The organism is Paenibacillus sp. SRL342, from assembly GCF_984798905.1.
This window is the reverse complement of record NZ_OZ481790.1, coordinates 5985502-6000468: the sequence shown is the minus strand read 5'-3', so window position 1 is coordinate 6000468 and position 14967 is coordinate 5985502. Positions and strand designations below refer to the sequence as shown.

At 45.0% G+C, this 14967-nt stretch carries 9 protein-coding genes and 1 riboswitch; of the genes, 5 read left to right on the top strand and 4 right to left on the bottom strand.

Annotated features, from left to right (window positions below):
• Positions 1 to 200 precede the first annotated feature (200 nt).
• The 3 genes from AC4E8D_RS26565 to AC4E8D_RS26555 all read left to right on the top strand — a co-directional run bounded on the left by AC4E8D_RS26565 (position 201) and on the right by AC4E8D_RS26555 (position 6020).
• Positions 201 to 1328, top strand: a complete 1128-nt coding sequence (locus AC4E8D_RS26565) for a transglutaminase domain-containing protein (RefSeq protein WP_221820777.1) — start codon at positions 201 to 203, stop codon at positions 1326 to 1328.
• A gap of 163 nt (positions 1329 to 1491) precedes the next feature.
• Positions 1492 to 4500 (top strand): collagen binding domain-containing protein, encoded by a 3009-nt coding sequence (locus tag AC4E8D_RS26560; protein WP_490205387.1) that lies wholly within the window; start codon positions 1492 to 1494, stop codon positions 4498 to 4500.
• 50 nt (positions 4501 to 4550) lie between these two features.
• Positions 4551 to 6020, top strand: a complete 1470-nt coding sequence (locus AC4E8D_RS26555; RefSeq protein WP_490205386.1) for a SpaA isopeptide-forming pilin-related protein — start codon at positions 4551 to 4553, stop codon at positions 6018 to 6020.
• A 126-nt stretch (positions 6021 to 6146) separates the two neighbouring features.
• Here AC4E8D_RS26555 and AC4E8D_RS26550 read toward each other — a convergent pair whose 3' ends face one another.
• The 3 genes from AC4E8D_RS26550 to AC4E8D_RS26540 all read right to left on the bottom strand — a co-directional run bounded on the left by AC4E8D_RS26550 (position 6147) and on the right by AC4E8D_RS26540 (position 10162).
• Positions 6147 to 6788: a class D sortase gene (locus AC4E8D_RS26550; protein WP_221820782.1), complete on the bottom strand. Its 642-nt coding sequence runs from the start codon at positions 6786 to 6788 to the stop codon at positions 6147 to 6149.
• Between the two features lie 269 nt (positions 6789 to 7057).
• Positions 7058 to 8539 (bottom strand): amino acid permease, encoded by a 1482-nt coding sequence (locus tag AC4E8D_RS26545; RefSeq protein WP_221820784.1) that lies wholly within the window; start codon positions 8537 to 8539, stop codon positions 7058 to 7060.
• Between the two features lie 117 nt (positions 8540 to 8656).
• A riboswitch (Lysine riboswitch) is annotated at positions 8657 to 8872 on the bottom strand.
• Between the two features lie 147 nt (positions 8873 to 9019).
• Positions 9020 to 10162 (bottom strand): virulence factor, encoded by a 1143-nt coding sequence (locus AC4E8D_RS26540; protein ID WP_047841582.1) that lies wholly within the window; start codon positions 10160 to 10162, stop codon positions 9020 to 9022.
• A 245-nt stretch (positions 10163 to 10407) separates the two neighbouring features.
• Here AC4E8D_RS26540 and AC4E8D_RS26535 point away from each other — a divergent pair, with 245 nt between their 5' ends.
• Positions 10408 to 10827: a hypothetical protein gene (locus AC4E8D_RS26535; protein WP_339305648.1), complete on the top strand. Its 420-nt coding sequence runs from the start codon at positions 10408 to 10410 to the stop codon at positions 10825 to 10827.
• Positions 10828 to 10873: 46 nt separating this feature from the next.
• Here the strand turns inward: AC4E8D_RS26535 and AC4E8D_RS26530 are convergent, their stop codons facing one another.
• Complete coding sequence (locus AC4E8D_RS26530) at positions 10874 to 11572, bottom strand: response regulator transcription factor (RefSeq protein WP_221820788.1); 699 nt, start codon at positions 11570 to 11572, stop codon at positions 10874 to 10876.
• Between the two features lie 344 nt (positions 11573 to 11916).
• Between AC4E8D_RS26530 and AC4E8D_RS26525 the strand changes: the two genes are divergently transcribed.
• Positions 11917 to 14763: a PAS domain-containing sensor histidine kinase gene (locus tag AC4E8D_RS26525; protein WP_490205385.1), complete on the top strand. Its 2847-nt coding sequence runs from the start codon at positions 11917 to 11919 to the stop codon at positions 14761 to 14763.
• The last annotated feature ends 204 nt before the right edge of the window (positions 14764 to 14967 follow it).

Below are 14967 nucleotides of genomic sequence, written 5' to 3'. Positions count from 1 at the left end.
CGAGGAATTACTCATATCGTGCCCAAGCTGATCATAGGATGAAAATAACGGGTAATCGTGATTGATTGAACTGAAGATCAAAGGGACCTTCCATAGAAGGTCTCTTTTGATTTGCTTTGACAAAACTAGAAGAATGACGACAGAGCCTTTTGTGATACAATAGGGCGTGAGAACTTTGCAAAGAAGGGTGGGTTCCTTTCATGGGTAAGAACGGGAAACGAATTATCACCATACTGCTGGCAGGCTGTCTGATTGCTGTAGCGTTACCACGTACGGTTGATCTGGATCAACTGTATGCTGCATCAGGGACATCAGATATATCCACAGCAACAGATTTGCGCCAGACCTTGCTTACCGCAATGTCACAGCGAACGGAGGAACTTGTTTTTACATACAAAGGCAATGTGAAAGGCCTCAAAAAACAATTACAAACCTCCATCGATGAGGCAATGAAGAGTGACCCTTATATCCAATATACCGTTAAAAGTTATGCATTCAATTATAAAGGCTCCAATGTGTCGGCCGAGGTGCATGTGACTCTCTCCTATCGGGAGACCAAGGAGCAGACCGATTATGTGAATCGTAAAGTCACAAACGTGTTGAAAGAAATCATCAAACCCGGCATGACGGATCATGAGAAGGTCAAGGTCATTCATGACTGGATTGTGCTTAACCTTTCCTACGATACCTCTCTGAAGAAATATACGGCCTATGACGGGCTTGTTACAGGCAGTACCGTCTGTCAGGGATATTCACTGTTGGCATATCGGATGCTGGAGCGAGTAGGTATCGATAACCGGATTGTGGAAGGTACAGCGGGCGGGCAGCTTCATGCCTGGAATATCGTGAAGCTAGACGGCAAGTGGTATCACATGGACACCACCTGGGATGATCCTACTCCTGACCGCAAAGGTAAGGTGAGCCACAGCTATTATTTGCTGAGTGATGATGAGATGGCACGTGACCATATCTGGACAGACAAAAGCAAGTACCCCGCTGCGCCTGCCCCGTATCGGGAAGCTTTACTGAAGCTGGTGAAGGCCGGAGATAGCAAAAAGGCTGCCTATCAGAAGCTGTACCATGCTCTGGACTATTCCCTGTATGATGAACAGGATGCTGTTAAAGGCCATGCTGCGCTGAAGACCAAAGTTCAGAGTAAGCTGAAGGAAGGCGGAACCTCGCTGACATTCAGGTACAAGGGTACGGAGGCTGGACTGATTGAAGATTTGCAGGATTTGTACCAGCTTGGCATGAAATCGATATCTTATTATGTGTCCAAAATGGAAGGTACTACGGATCTGCGCGTCAAAATTAACTGGACAATATAACAGCCGTTTGAACAGGATGCTCCGATTGAGGAGTATCCTTTTTTGTGTTCAATTTTGTGTTCAATAGCGAGGATTTTAGTGTTGTCTATTTTTTGTATATGTCGCTTTGCTATTCTAATCTTCGGCGTATGCCAACACTACGTACGAGGAGGATATGCAAACAATGAGGAAAAAAGTGAGCATAGTGATCATTGCTCTGTTACTGGTCACGCAAATGATGCAGGGTTGGATATTTACACCAACAATGCATGCTCAGGATGAATTAACTAATTTGCCAGCCAGTGCAATCAGCGATACAGCATCAGAAGAAGGTTTGGCAGGTTCGGAAGAGGTCAACAACGTTGATGTTGCTGCCACTCCGGAAGAAGAGGGGGAGGGAAACCTCAACCAGAGCAGTTTAGCAGTGGCAGCTGCAGGTCCGGTAATTACAGATCAATTGATTACCAGTGTGCAGATGTACAATCAGGAGCCAGAAGACAATGGGAATGGCACGATTGAAGTTAAAGGAGATAAAATCGAGGATATTCGACCAAGCATTCAGGATGAGGTGGCTGTAGTCTTTGCATGGGGACTTGCAGACGACAACCACAACTACAGCGATGGCTCTACGTTCACCTTTAACTTGCCCGATAAATTCATCATCGGATCACAGCTTAAGGGTAATCTGGATGGCGGTGTAGGGGAGTATGTGGTGAATCCAGATGGCACAATCATCTTTACCTTTAATGAACTGATCGAGCATGCGAAGCTGGAAGGCAACTTCTACGTGTGGATTAAGTTCGATGAGAGCAAGATGGAAGATGGTTTGAAACAACAGATAGACTTTAGTTCCGTAGGGCAGGGCATCATTGATGTGCACTTTGCCAACACAGCCATAGATAAGTTAAAGAAATCGGGAACCGCAAACAAAAACAACTTCAACTCGGATGAAATTAAATGGACCGTAGATTTTAACCAAGGCGAGAAGGCTATGAAAAATGCTGTTCTTGCAGACACGTTCCCAGCAGAGCTAGAGCTCAAGGGCAATATCGAAATTCGCGAATTGGAAGTGCAATTGAATGGATCTGTTAAAGAAGGTCCAGGGGTTCGCACAGAATCACAGTTTCCAATTCAATTGGGAGACACGGATAAGGCCTACCGTGTGACTTACACGACAAGTGTTAAAGCACCAACCACTGCTCCGTTCACCAACGTGGAGTATCAAAATCAGGTTGCGCTTACAACAGATCAGAGCGAGCACAACGAAACAGATATTGGCCGAGTTCGTGTAAGTTTTAATGAGCCTTTGAACAAGTCAGGGCAAGATAGTGCGTATGATCCGGTAACACAGACGATCACATGGAAAGTGCAATATAACTACAATCAGCAAGAAATCATGCAAACGAATGCATGGATTGAAGACCGCTTTGATACGGCAAAACAGCAACTGATCAACAATTCCGTCAAAGTGTATCAAGTGGACATTAATGCAAGTGGAGCGGCTTCGAACAGAACACTGATCAATCCAAATGAATACACACTCGAAGCGATCGGTACAGGGTTCGATGATGGCTTCAGATTACATTTTAAGAACGATATTACAAAGGCCTATGAGATCGAATATGATACACAATCCATTCATCGTGTTTATACAAACGACACTATTACGAACACAGTGAACATGTATGATGGTACTTCCAAAACAGGCCGGAGAGACATTCAGGAAGTCATTTTTGCAAAGAGTGTAAAAAGTGAAAACTTCAACACAAAAGAAATTGAATGGCAGATGGTTTTGAATCATGATTTGCAGGACATGACGGATATCGTCATCACCGACAATTACGAAGGTAGACATATGAAACTGATTCCGGGTAGTCTTCAAGTGAGCGGTGTTAACAAAGACGACTTTGAACTGACTCCAGACCCGGCTGATCCAACGTATGAAAAAGGATTCTCACTTCGCTTGAAGGACGGGGTAACGCTCAGTACGGAGCATGTTATTACTTACAAGACAAGCTTTGATCCGACAGCAGGTATGCCAACGAATGATGAATATCGCAACTCGGCCAAGATCGATTGGGAAGAGTCTGATGTAAAACAGACTGCGATTACAAAATCTGCTGCGGTCAAACCGCAAGACTACACGATTCAAAATGGTAACAAAAAGGGTGAATATAGCGCCAAAGATAAAAAGATTACCTGGACAATCGATGTAAACTACAATTTGTTTGATATTCAGGATGCAATCCTTAAGGATGCTTACACTGGAGACCAATCTTTTGTAGACGGCTCATTGAAGGTTCATGAGTTAGAGTTACAGGGAGCCAATAATGTTACTGCTGTAGGTAGCGAGGTTCCACTCACACCTGGTCAATTCCAGCTGAACACGGACGGTAAAGGTTTTGTTTTGGATCTGGGTAACATGGGCAAAATGGCTTATCGCATTCAGTACCAAACAAGTCTGGATGGACCATATTCTGTCGTAGGTGCATATGCCAACCAGGCTGTTCTGACGGATGGTGAGGGGGGTGTAATACGATTTAATAGATCAGCCAGTGTTACACCTGCCAACGGTGGTGTGTACGTGCGCAAAACAGGGAAGCAAGAAGGTACAACGGATAAAGCATCATGGACGGTAAATATCAATCCAAGTCAATCTTTCATTCCTGCGGGTAATCAATTAACAGATACCTTGTCAGAGAACCAGATTTTATTGGCTGATTCATTGAAATTATATGCAACCAATTTACCTGCCAACAATTCAGGCAATGTATCCACCAAAGCTGGACTTGTTGATCCGGCTGATTATGAATTGCACGTGGAGGGCAATACATTTACCTTCACCTTCAAGAAAGATATCCATACCGCATTCATTTTGGAATATCAGTCTTATATTAATGCCGATCATGGTGCCCGAATTGAGAATAAGGTTGAATTTGCAGGCCAATCTTCCTCGGTAATCGGAGAAGGTAATCAGTCGGGAATCAAAGTTTCCTTGGCTGGAGCAGGTGGAGGAGCCTCTACAGGTCTGGGCAAAATCAGAATTCACAAAGTCAGTGATACAGGAGTTCCGCTGGAGGGTGCAATATTTGCAATCTATAATGCGTCTGGAACTACGCTTCTGGAAACATTGAAACCAACGGACGAGAATGGTGTGGTCGAAAGCTCCAGAAACTATCGATTAACAATCTAACCAACGGTATACCTTATAAGTTAAAAGAATTATCTGCACCGGCAGGATACTTGGTTGATCCTGAATATGGCTCTGTCTCAGGTAAAACGATTGAATTTAAGGATGCGGATATCGCTTTTGAAATTGAAAATAAAAAGATTCGTCAAGGCTTTGAATTAACCAAGGTAGATGCGGTGGACTCCTCGAAGACACTTAAGGGAGCAACTTTTGAATTGTACTCCAAGGACGGCGCAACGCGAGAGAAAATCGATGAGTTAACGACAGGGGAAGATGGGAAGATCGCCAAAGGTGGACTATCGCCAGGGGATTATGAGCTGGTAGAAGTCGTGGCACCTGAGTTTTATCAATTGGATGCTACACCAATTCCGTTTACCATTGTAGAAAATCAGACGGAGAGTATTACATTGACGAAGTCTAATGCAATGGGTACAGGTGGTAAACTTGTCGTTACCAAAGTAAATGCCAAGGATCAGTCCGTATTAAGCGGAATTGAATTCGAATTGCGTGATCGTTCCAACAGTGTCATCGATACAAAAGTAACCGACCTAAATGGGGTCATTGAATTCGACGGTTTGGAATACGGTCCATATACATTGGTAGAGACCAAGGCAGAAGGCTATGTTATTGAACAGCCGGAGACGCTTGTATCTATTATCAAACCGGAAACTCAATTGACCATTGAAAATAAAAAAAATGATCGTTCCGTGAAATTGATTAAAACCAATGCGGGTAGAACTCAGCACCTGCAAGGAGCTGTGTTTGAATTACGGGCCCAAACTGCATTGATGGATGCAAATGGGAATTGGGAGTTCCACAAGGTAACAGGTCTGGATGAAGCTACACTGACAACCAATCAACAAGGTGAAATTGTACTTGAAGGCTTGGATATCAATAAATATCAGTTGGTTGAAATAAAAGCACCTAACGGATATGTCTTAGACACAACCCCAGTATCATTTGAAATTACGAGTACACAAACCGAAGTTGTAATTGTGGAGAAAACAAACCAGGCTATGCCAGTATCAGGTGGATCGAGTGGGCCTTATAATCCGGGAACACCTAATACGGGGGGAACGCCGCCAGATCCGGATAAACCAACAACACCGGAACCGGAAACACCAGGAACGTCTATCCCAGGCACTGTTGTTACTGAACCTACTGAACCTACTGAACCTACAGAACCTGGAGGCGGAACCGAAATTCCAACAGATGAAGATAACGGAGTAGCTCCTTCTTCACCAAGCGATTCCAACGGTGACGATACTGCATCTCCAGTTGGGGATACAGATGCACCGGATGGGGATGGTGCACTTGCACCTCCTACTGGAACGGATACAGATGGATCCCAGGGCAATGGAAATTCTGCATCACAGCCAAACGGAAATTCTGGATCTCAGGGAATGCTGCCACAGACAGGTGAAGAGAGCACAATGGCTTACACTGCTGTGGGCATGATGCTGATGGCGTTAGGTAGCGCTGGATTCATGTACTTCCGCCGCAGACAACAGCTTCAACGCTAGATTCAAACACGTAATATCTAAAATTCATCGTGTGTAGATAGAAATACCCTCTAGCAATCACTACGAAGACTTAGCGTCGACGTGTGAATATGCTAGAGGGTATTTTTTGGTGATATTTAGGGAGGGTCAGGTCCCCGCAACAATCGGTTTCACTTCAATAGCTCTTACAATTAGGCGATGTGTTGGATTGACGAGTGGATCACAGGTAATCAAGGTAAGGACCTGTCCAAGTCCGGGATCCTCCAGTACAGATAAGTCAGTAGGCTCCACTATGGATATCTGATCTACCTTATATTGGATAGTCGTTCGATCTGCCAGGGTGACTTCCATTGAATCACCAATCTGGAGTTCTCCCAGACGATTGAACAACCGACCTTTTTTGTGGGCGCGATGAGCGGCTATGGCAGCATTACCTTTGTTACCGATACTAGTGGTTTCGACAAGATGGGTTGCAGCTACCTTCATGTTGTCCTCCGTTGCACCTTCCAGAATCGGTAAGCGGACATCAATCTTGTCAATCGATAGTATCCCCAACGTATCCGAAGAGGCGTCTTGCACTGTATCTGTACTATCCGTAGTCGGCTCGGCGGAAGCTGCATCCTGCCTGCCTTGTTCGAAGGAGTGATTAAGCTTAGACAAGCCGTTTTGCAATTGCTCCAGATCGTTCATGACACGGGTTTGCTGCCAGTCATAATACGTTTCTCGCAGGAAAGGAAAGCTGATGATCAGGATGCCCAGTAGAACGAGCAGAATAGAGAATTTTTTCATTATACATCAACTCCCGTTGTCCAAGAAAAATAGTATACCCTTCTCTATTCTACTTACGGATCTATACAAAATATGGACAGGGACGAAAGGACGTACAGAAATGTTCGAAGGGGGAGCCGATCCAACACAAAACCTCCCCGTTTCGCTACAGTAGGAAGACTGCAACGCCCCGGGGAGATATTATTATATAGTGTCAATTGTATCAGCTGTATAAGTTAAACTAACCATTTACATGAGAACGTAGAGGACAGAAACAACCTGATTCTTCGTTAGTGCTTATCAGCTGGTGAATCGGTAGGTGTGAAATCACATTCCTGCAGTGGCACCACTTTGGTCTTTTTGATCCATTTGTAACCGAGCCACAACACCAGGAACAGGGGTACGCTCAGGTAGGCAACGATGGCTCCACTCCAGTCGATCTGATCACCCGTGAATGCCTGATAGTTCTGTCCGATGATCACGATAATACACAGGACAAAAGCAAAGATCGGCCCAAACGGGAACCAGCGTGCACGGTAAGGCAGATCGCTCAGATCCCTGCCTTGTGCAACGTATGCACGACGGAAGCGATAATGACTGATAGCGATACCCAGCCAAGTGATAAAACCACACATACCGGATGCATTCAACAACCAGGTGTACACAATCCCATCGCCGAACAGGGAGGCAAGGAATGCTAACATACCAACGGCTGTTGTGAGCAGCAAGGCATTCATTGGAATACCCTTTTTGTTCAACTTGCCGAGGAAACGAGGGGCTTTACCATCTCGGGCAAGGGCATAGAGAACCCGGCTTGAAGCATACATACCTGAGTTACCGGCAGAAAGTACAGAAGTCAGAATAACAGCATTCATCACGGAAGCTGCAATGGCGAGGCCAGCTTTCTCAAATACCAGTGTGAACGGGCTGACACCGATATTTTCCAGATCACCTTTGAGCAGATTCGGATGCGTATACGGGATGATCAGACTGATCACGGTAATTGCCAAAATGTAAAAAATCAGAATGCGCCAAAATACCTGACGAATTGCACGAGGGACATTTTCGCGCGGGTTTTCACTTTCACCGGCGGCTACCCCGATAAGCTCGGTACCTTGGAATGAGAATCCAGCAGCCATGAACACACCTAACACAGCGAAGAATCCGCCATGGATGGGCGCATCACCGATGGTGAAGTTGCTGAAACCAACCGCTTCTCCGCCCATAATACCAAAGATCATGAGCACACCAACGGCGAGGAAGATGATGACAGTAGCGACTTTGATAATGGCGAACCAGTACTCGGACTCTCCATAACCCTTAACGGACAATACGTTCAAGGCAAAGATCAGCACGAGGAACAATAAGCTCCATAACATGGACGAACTGTCAGGGAACCAGTATTTAATGAGTACTGTAGCGGCAGCAAGCTCTGCTGCAATGGTTACCGCCCAGTTGTACCAGAAGTTCCAGCCCATGGCGAACCCGAGAGCAGGATCGACAAAACGTGCGGCATACGTATTAAATGAACCGGAGTCCGGCATAAAGGTAGCAAGCTCACCAAGGCTGGTCATTAGGAAATAAACCATGATTCCAACGGCTGCATAGGCAATTAATGCTCCACCAGGGCCTGCGGTTGAGATGGCGGTACCACTTGCGAGAAACAGCCCGGTACCAATCGAGCCACCGAGGGCGATCATCGTCATATGGCGTGCGCGTAATCCTTTTTTCAGGGAAGGTCCAGTTGTTGTTGGGTTACTGCAGTCTTGCATGGAAACACTCCTTCATTCGATATACTGATGTTTGCGATACTTGAATTCATAAACAAAAAGACCACAGGCATCAGCCTGCGGTCTTTAATATTTCAATGTCCGCACCATGTCCCAGATGATTAAGATAGCTCAACACAGAAGAATTCATACCTTTATATAAAGGAAATGTACTTCCGTGACAGTTCTGCGCCTTTCGACAGCAGCCCCAGCTCACCGGACCGTATAAGGAACGTCCAGCGAGCTTCGGCGGGTACACCTTTCGGCTGATCTCATAAGCGGCTCCTTAGCGCCTCCATCAGCGTACTGATCGCACCCGCGACCTCTACCTCACCATCAATGGATGAGGTGTATCTATTGTCTATGAAATTATGAACAACACAACTTAACACCGTGTGTCCTGTTTAGTAAACAGACAATCAGTATAACGCGCATGGTTTTCCAGTGCAATAACAATTGTTGGATGTGAGGTCTGAGAGACGACTATTCCTCTTTTTTGTTACGACCAGCCATTTGCTGCCATACTGTTCCAGCGGCCTGTTCGCCCGATTCGATCCGCTCCAGAGCCATCTTGGCCTGCAGGCTGACTTCAAATTCGGGATCATCGGCTGCAACTCGCAACGCTTGCTCTGCTTCTTCAGTTCCGACCTCATAGAGGAAACGTGCTGCACGCCAGCGTACAAGTTTACTTTTATCAGATAACGTGGCTGTCATAGCTGGGGTTGCGGCAGGGTCCCCAATATCAGACAAGGTATCCCCGGCAGTCCGGCGTACCGCAGGAGAACTGTCCTGAAGCGCTTCATACAGTAATTCCATCGCTTCCGGTGTACGAATGTCACCCAGGTATACGACAGCCAAGCGGCGAATCTGCATTTTGTTGTCATGCAAGGCATGGGCTACGAGGGGCAGTCTTTCTGCCGTAGGCTCCATGCCGTCAAATGCCGCATAGCGAACATTCCAGTCCTCGTTTCGCAGAGCCTCTTCAAGTTCGGCTCCATCCAATTCACGGCGGCGCTCGACGAACTCTTCGGATTTGGTACCATGTTCAATGGCCTGTTTGATGACCTGCTCCAATCGTTCCGGCGGGTAAGCGGCTTCCAATTCTTGCTCGACTTCACGTGCAATATCAGGCAATTCACCATATCGAACACCGTAATCACTCAGTTTGCGTTCTTTGATCATCGTTGCACTGGCGACTTCTGTTACGGCTTTGACAAAACGGTCTGACAACGAGATTCGTTCTTCCTTGACCCCGGCCTTGACCCTAATTTGCATCGGTACGCCTCGGAAGAATTGTACAAATACCTGTGCTTCTCCGAAGTGCTCGCCTGAACCATCTTCGGATTCAATCCAGTCCAGATCAATGCCTTGTTGTCCAAGGCGATTTTGGACTTCGCCCAAGATAACGGACCAGTCGGCATTCCCTTTACGATCAAGTGCGACAAAGTCTGTCGTGTGGAACACACTCTTTACACCAGGAATATGAAGCATCTGGCGAATGAACGCCGGAGCAGATCGTTCGTTGTCCAGTGTATATGTTTTGCGAATTCCGTCCTCCAGACGTTCATCGAGATGTAACATCATCGTATTTGGACTCGGTGTTGGTTCAATGGAAACAATATTCATCAATGTAACCTCCTATAGTACCAGATTCATCTATAACTTCCCGTAAATTAAATCACACGGGTATTTCTCTATTTTACATCAATGTGAGGAATCTGCGAAATCATTCAGAAGAAGTGAAGGGGAATTGTCTAACACTTAATGTGAAGAAGCACGAAATTTGTTAACACTTCTTTCATGTTCACGCACAAACATTTTTAAACGAAAATTGGCACAATAAAGATAAGAATCAACTGGAGGTTATACCTATGGAACCCATTACCGTGCTCTCGGATGGAAAACGTCGTATTGCATATGAGAATATTATTCAATTGTTCAGGAACTGGTTTGAGGACTCAGCATCTGGTTCTGCGATAGAAACACATCGTGGAAGTTGGGAAAACGCCCGTTACTGTATTGTTGATTATCAGGTTGCCGAAGAAGCGGTGTCAGCAGCAAACGCCATTCGGGCTTTTATGCCACAACTTCCGTTACTGGTCATTACGGATTTCAAATCCCTTATTCGGAAGCGTCATCTTCAACAGATTACAGGTACAGGTGAGATGAAGATGATTCTCTGGAATGAGCAAGAGCCGAATCAACTAATCAAGGATATGGAAAATTGGTTACATTTGTCGTCTGTCCATAAATCAGAAATAGCCATACCGCCCATCTTATCCATGAGATAAAAGAGGGATATGGCAGAGGGTGTTAACTTCAAGCGTTACGGTCCTATTAGATCACATATTTATAGCCTGTTCCCCAAACCGTCTTAATATAACGTGGGTTCTTGGGGTCAGGCTCTATTTTTTTACGCAGACTTGAGATATGAACATCAATGGTACGATCCAGATAGGCGCGTTCAGAGCCTTTGATCCGATCCATCAGCTCATTGCGGGTGAACACTTTACCCGGATTTCGGTACAATTCCTTCATAATCTCAAACTCAATATGAGTGACCTCGATCTCAACGCCATCCACAAACAGGGTTCTTCTGTACTCATTCACATTCACATGTCCAGTAACCTCTGCCTGCTTATCTTCTTTTACCGGTTTATCCTTATAGGAAATGATTGATCTTCGCAGCAGTGCTTTAATCCGGGCATCCAACTCTTTCAAACTAAATGGTTTGCACAGAAAGTCATCCGCACCATTATGTAAAGCACGAAGTCGATCATTCAGCATCGTGCTTGCTGAGATCATTAGAATCGGCACAGTGGAGTGCTGGCGAAAGGCTTCTACAAGAGCATTCCCATCCGTTTCAGGAAGCATCAGATCCGTTACAACAATGTCTGGCTGGAATTGTGGGAACAGTTGAAGTGCCTCGTGGGCATGATGAACCCGTTCCGTGATGTATCCTTCCTCCTCAAGAAAGAAAGCAATCATGTCAGCCAGATTTTTCTCGTCTTCTATAAGAAGTACTTTGATCGTCATAGGGTCACACTCCTGGTGAAAATAATGTGTTAAGAAAATACTAAAAAAAAGCTGTGATTTGCTAAAAAATACTGCAAAATTTTTAATGTTTCTATCCCAGAATATAGGATGTATATGTAGACAGGAAGCAGGCTTTTTAGATGAACTTCAATATTTTAGCATGAATGCAGTTTGTTTGCCGAGCGATCAGAATTTCCCAAAGCTACATCAAGTGATAATTACAGTATAATGGATCAGAACGATTTGAGGGGAAAAAAAGTAGATTGTATCCGCTTAAGTTTATAGGGGGAACCAACGTTGTTGTTAAATACAGAACAAAAAGTCAGCCGCGAGGGCAGTTGCTTATGGATCGTATAAAGGCAAGCCAACTGCTGGAGTGGGTCGTGCTGAAGCTAAGGATACCCTGGTTTGGAACCAGCATTCTTATCGTTCTTGGCTCACTAAGTACTATATTTCCACTTACCTTATTCTATGGTGTACAGTTTATGGTTGGCAGCGCAGCAGCACTCATCGCTCTTCGTTTGCATGGGGCTATCTATGGATTCGTCACTCTTACAGTCATCTATCTGTTAAATACCACCATTGTCGGCTTCGAGCCGCGGAACTTAACGGTAATGATTGCGCATTTCATTGAATTGATCTGGATGCTCGGTTGGCAATTGCGTTGGAAGAATGGCAGCCTAATCAAGGCTAATGCTGTCTTTTGGGTAGTGATGCTGCTTCCCGTCATCTATTGCGGACATTATTTATTGGGACTGAATATAGAAGATTTGAAGTATGAGTATATGTATATTGCCGTGATTGGTATGGTGAATGCGTTGATCGCGGGTATTGTGGTGGACTTCTGGATTACTACGGGTGAGCACAAATCAAAACGTACAGGAACTATTCCTATCACCAGAATCGCATTTAAATACGTAGTCGCCTTTGTGGTGTTTGTTTCTCTCCTATTGTTATCCGCAGATAGCCGCAGACAATTAAGTCAAATGAATGATGCCATTATACTTGATATGAAACATGCAGCAAGTGCTGTTGTTCAGGATCTGGACGAACAGTATGTTACCTCGGAGAATATGGATCAGAACATGGCACGGTATCATCATTTATTGGGTGTGAATGTGATTCTGCTGAATCGGAATGATACAGTCGTTACTTCTGGTTTGAATACACTACAGGCTGGTGAGTATCTGGACATGGATAGATACAGTCTCCTTAAGTCGAAAGATAACCTTATGCTATTAAGCTCTGAGAATATTCATTACAGTGCTGTATTGAATCACTGGAAACAGGCATCTTTCATCTATGAAGCGGAGATGACAGCTGTAACACCTTATCGGGTATTCATTGAGACCAGCTCAACCAAGTATTATCCTCGAATAGAATCGATCTATCTTACCACATTGCAATACCTGTTCCTCATCATCGTGGCTTCCATGATTGTAGCGGCTCCTCTGAGCAGTAAGGTCGTTAGTCCACTCTTAAGACTAACCAGAATGACAGGTTCTCTTCCGAGGTTGCTGTTTCGAAATGGGAAGATGGAGTGGCCAACGAGCCATGTAACTGAAGTACAGATTCTTATTGGTAATTTGCGTAAAATGGCTGATGTACTGCTGGAACAATTCGAACAGATTCGTCACGATAAGTTAACTCTGGAGGACAGGGTCATAGAGCGGACCAAGGAACTCAAGAATAGTGAAGAAGTCAAACGTGCAATTATTGAATCGTCAATAGATGCGATTATCGCTGTAGACTCGAATGGAATCATCGTTGAGTTTAATCCGGAGGCCGAAAGAATGTTTGGATTGCTTCGGGAAGAAGTGATCCTGCACAAGGAAGCACCATCTCTTTTTCAAGGGGCCAGCTGCAGTGAGATCAAGAATTTGCTGGAGCGATTTGAATATGTTGAAGGTAAAAGATACACCATTGTTGAAGAAATTTCAGGTATCCGACGGGATGGTTCCGTATTTCCGATCGAGTACAAAATTGTTGAGATCCAGTTGGGCAAAAATGAGACATTATATAATCTATTCATTAAGGATATTACCGAGCGGACCAGAGCAGAAGAAGATCGTGTACGTCATGCCCTTGCGCTGGAGAAGCTGAACTCGGAGTTGTTCAATGAGAAGATTGCCATTCAGGAACAGCGAGATATCAGTGAGCAATTCATTGAATCCGTACGGGAAGGGCTCGTGATGTCTGATCGATCAGGGACTATAACCATCGTCAACCGAAGGATAGAAGAGATGTTTGGTTTGGGTGATTTTATGGGCAGATCCATTGAAGATTTGGCGCAGGCGATTGATACGATGGTATTAACGGACAACTTCAATCTGATGGAACAGACGAGAGCATTCCTGAATGGAGAAACGGCGTTTATCGAGACCGAATTTATATTCAATAATGTGGATAAAAGTGTATTTTCCTTGTACATGAAGCAGATGGATGTCCCGGGTAAAAACCATGGGTTTCTGCTGGTGTTCCGTGACCGGACAGGAGAAGAACGGCTGGATCGGATGAAAAATGAGCTCATCAGTGTGGTATCTCATGAGCTTCGAACGCCTGTAGCCACCATTATGGGATATGTGGAATTAATGATGATGTATGACCTTCCGGCAACTCAACAGCGGGAATTCATGCAGACCATCTCTTCGGAGGGCAAGCGGCTGAGCAGTTTGCTCGATGATGTACTCGATATTCAGCGCCTCGACAACGAAGGTATGACTTACCACATGACATATGTACCGCTGGTTGAATTGGTAGAAGGGGTTGCCGAACAGTGGAATATGAAGTCTGCCCAACGGATCTACGTGCATACGTTTAATGGAGACTTCTTTGCTTATGCTGACCAGAACAGGATGGTTCAGGTTCTGCATAATCTGGTGGGCAATGCAGTCAAGTATTCTCCGGGAGCCGATCGTATTGATGTTACGTTATGGGAGGAAGAGGAATGGTTATGTCTTGATGTGCGTGACTACGGAATAGGTATTGCGGAGCAAGAGAAGGACATGCTGTTCAACAAATTCTATCGGGTTGATAATTCGGATCATAGGCAGATTGGTGGAACAGGAATCGGGTTGTACATTTCCCGTAAAATTGTAGAGGATCACAAGGGTACGCTGACTTTTATATCTGCACCGGACAAAGGAAGTACGTTCAAGGTTCGACTGCCCAAACAGGACGTATTGGTGTGAATTTATTGATGGATGAAGAAATGTATTTCACTTTTTTATGAATAATGTTTATGCAAGAGACCTACGGATAGAGCCTTTGCCCCTCAGCGCGTGAGCGTGATAAGGGGAAAGGCTTTTTTTGTTTTTCAATTTCCCCGGATAAAAAAACAACTTCTTTTGCAAACTGTCTATAGAGCCATAATTTGCATCCCATGCAAAAGGAGG

Coding starts and splice junctions, on each gene's coding strand:
- AC4E8D_RS26540 (WP_047841582.1), bottom strand. CDS start 10,162: ATGAATATTGTTTCCATTGAACCAACACCGAGTCCAAATACGATGATG.
- AC4E8D_RS26560 (WP_490205387.1), top strand. CDS start 1,492: ATGAGGAAAAAAGTGAGCATAGTGATCATTGCTCTGTTACTGGTCACG.
- AC4E8D_RS26565 (WP_221820777.1), top strand. CDS start 201: ATGGGTAAGAACGGGAAACGAATTATCACCATACTGCTGGCAGGCTGT.
- AC4E8D_RS26525 (WP_490205385.1), top strand. CDS start 11,917: ATGGATCGTATAAAGGCAAGCCAACTGCTGGAGTGGGTCGTGCTGAAG.
- AC4E8D_RS26550 (WP_221820782.1), bottom strand. CDS start 6,788: ATGAAAAAATTCTCTATTCTGCTCGTTCTACTGGGCATCCTGATCATC.
- AC4E8D_RS26530 (WP_221820788.1), bottom strand. CDS start 11,572: ATGACGATCAAAGTACTTCTTATAGAAGACGAGAAAAATCTGGCTGAC.
- AC4E8D_RS26545 (WP_221820784.1), bottom strand. CDS start 8,539: ATGCAAGACTGCAGTAACCCAACAACAACTGGACCTTCCCTGAAAAAA.
- AC4E8D_RS26535 (WP_339305648.1), top strand. CDS start 10,408: ATGGAACCCATTACCGTGCTCTCGGATGGAAAACGTCGTATTGCATAT.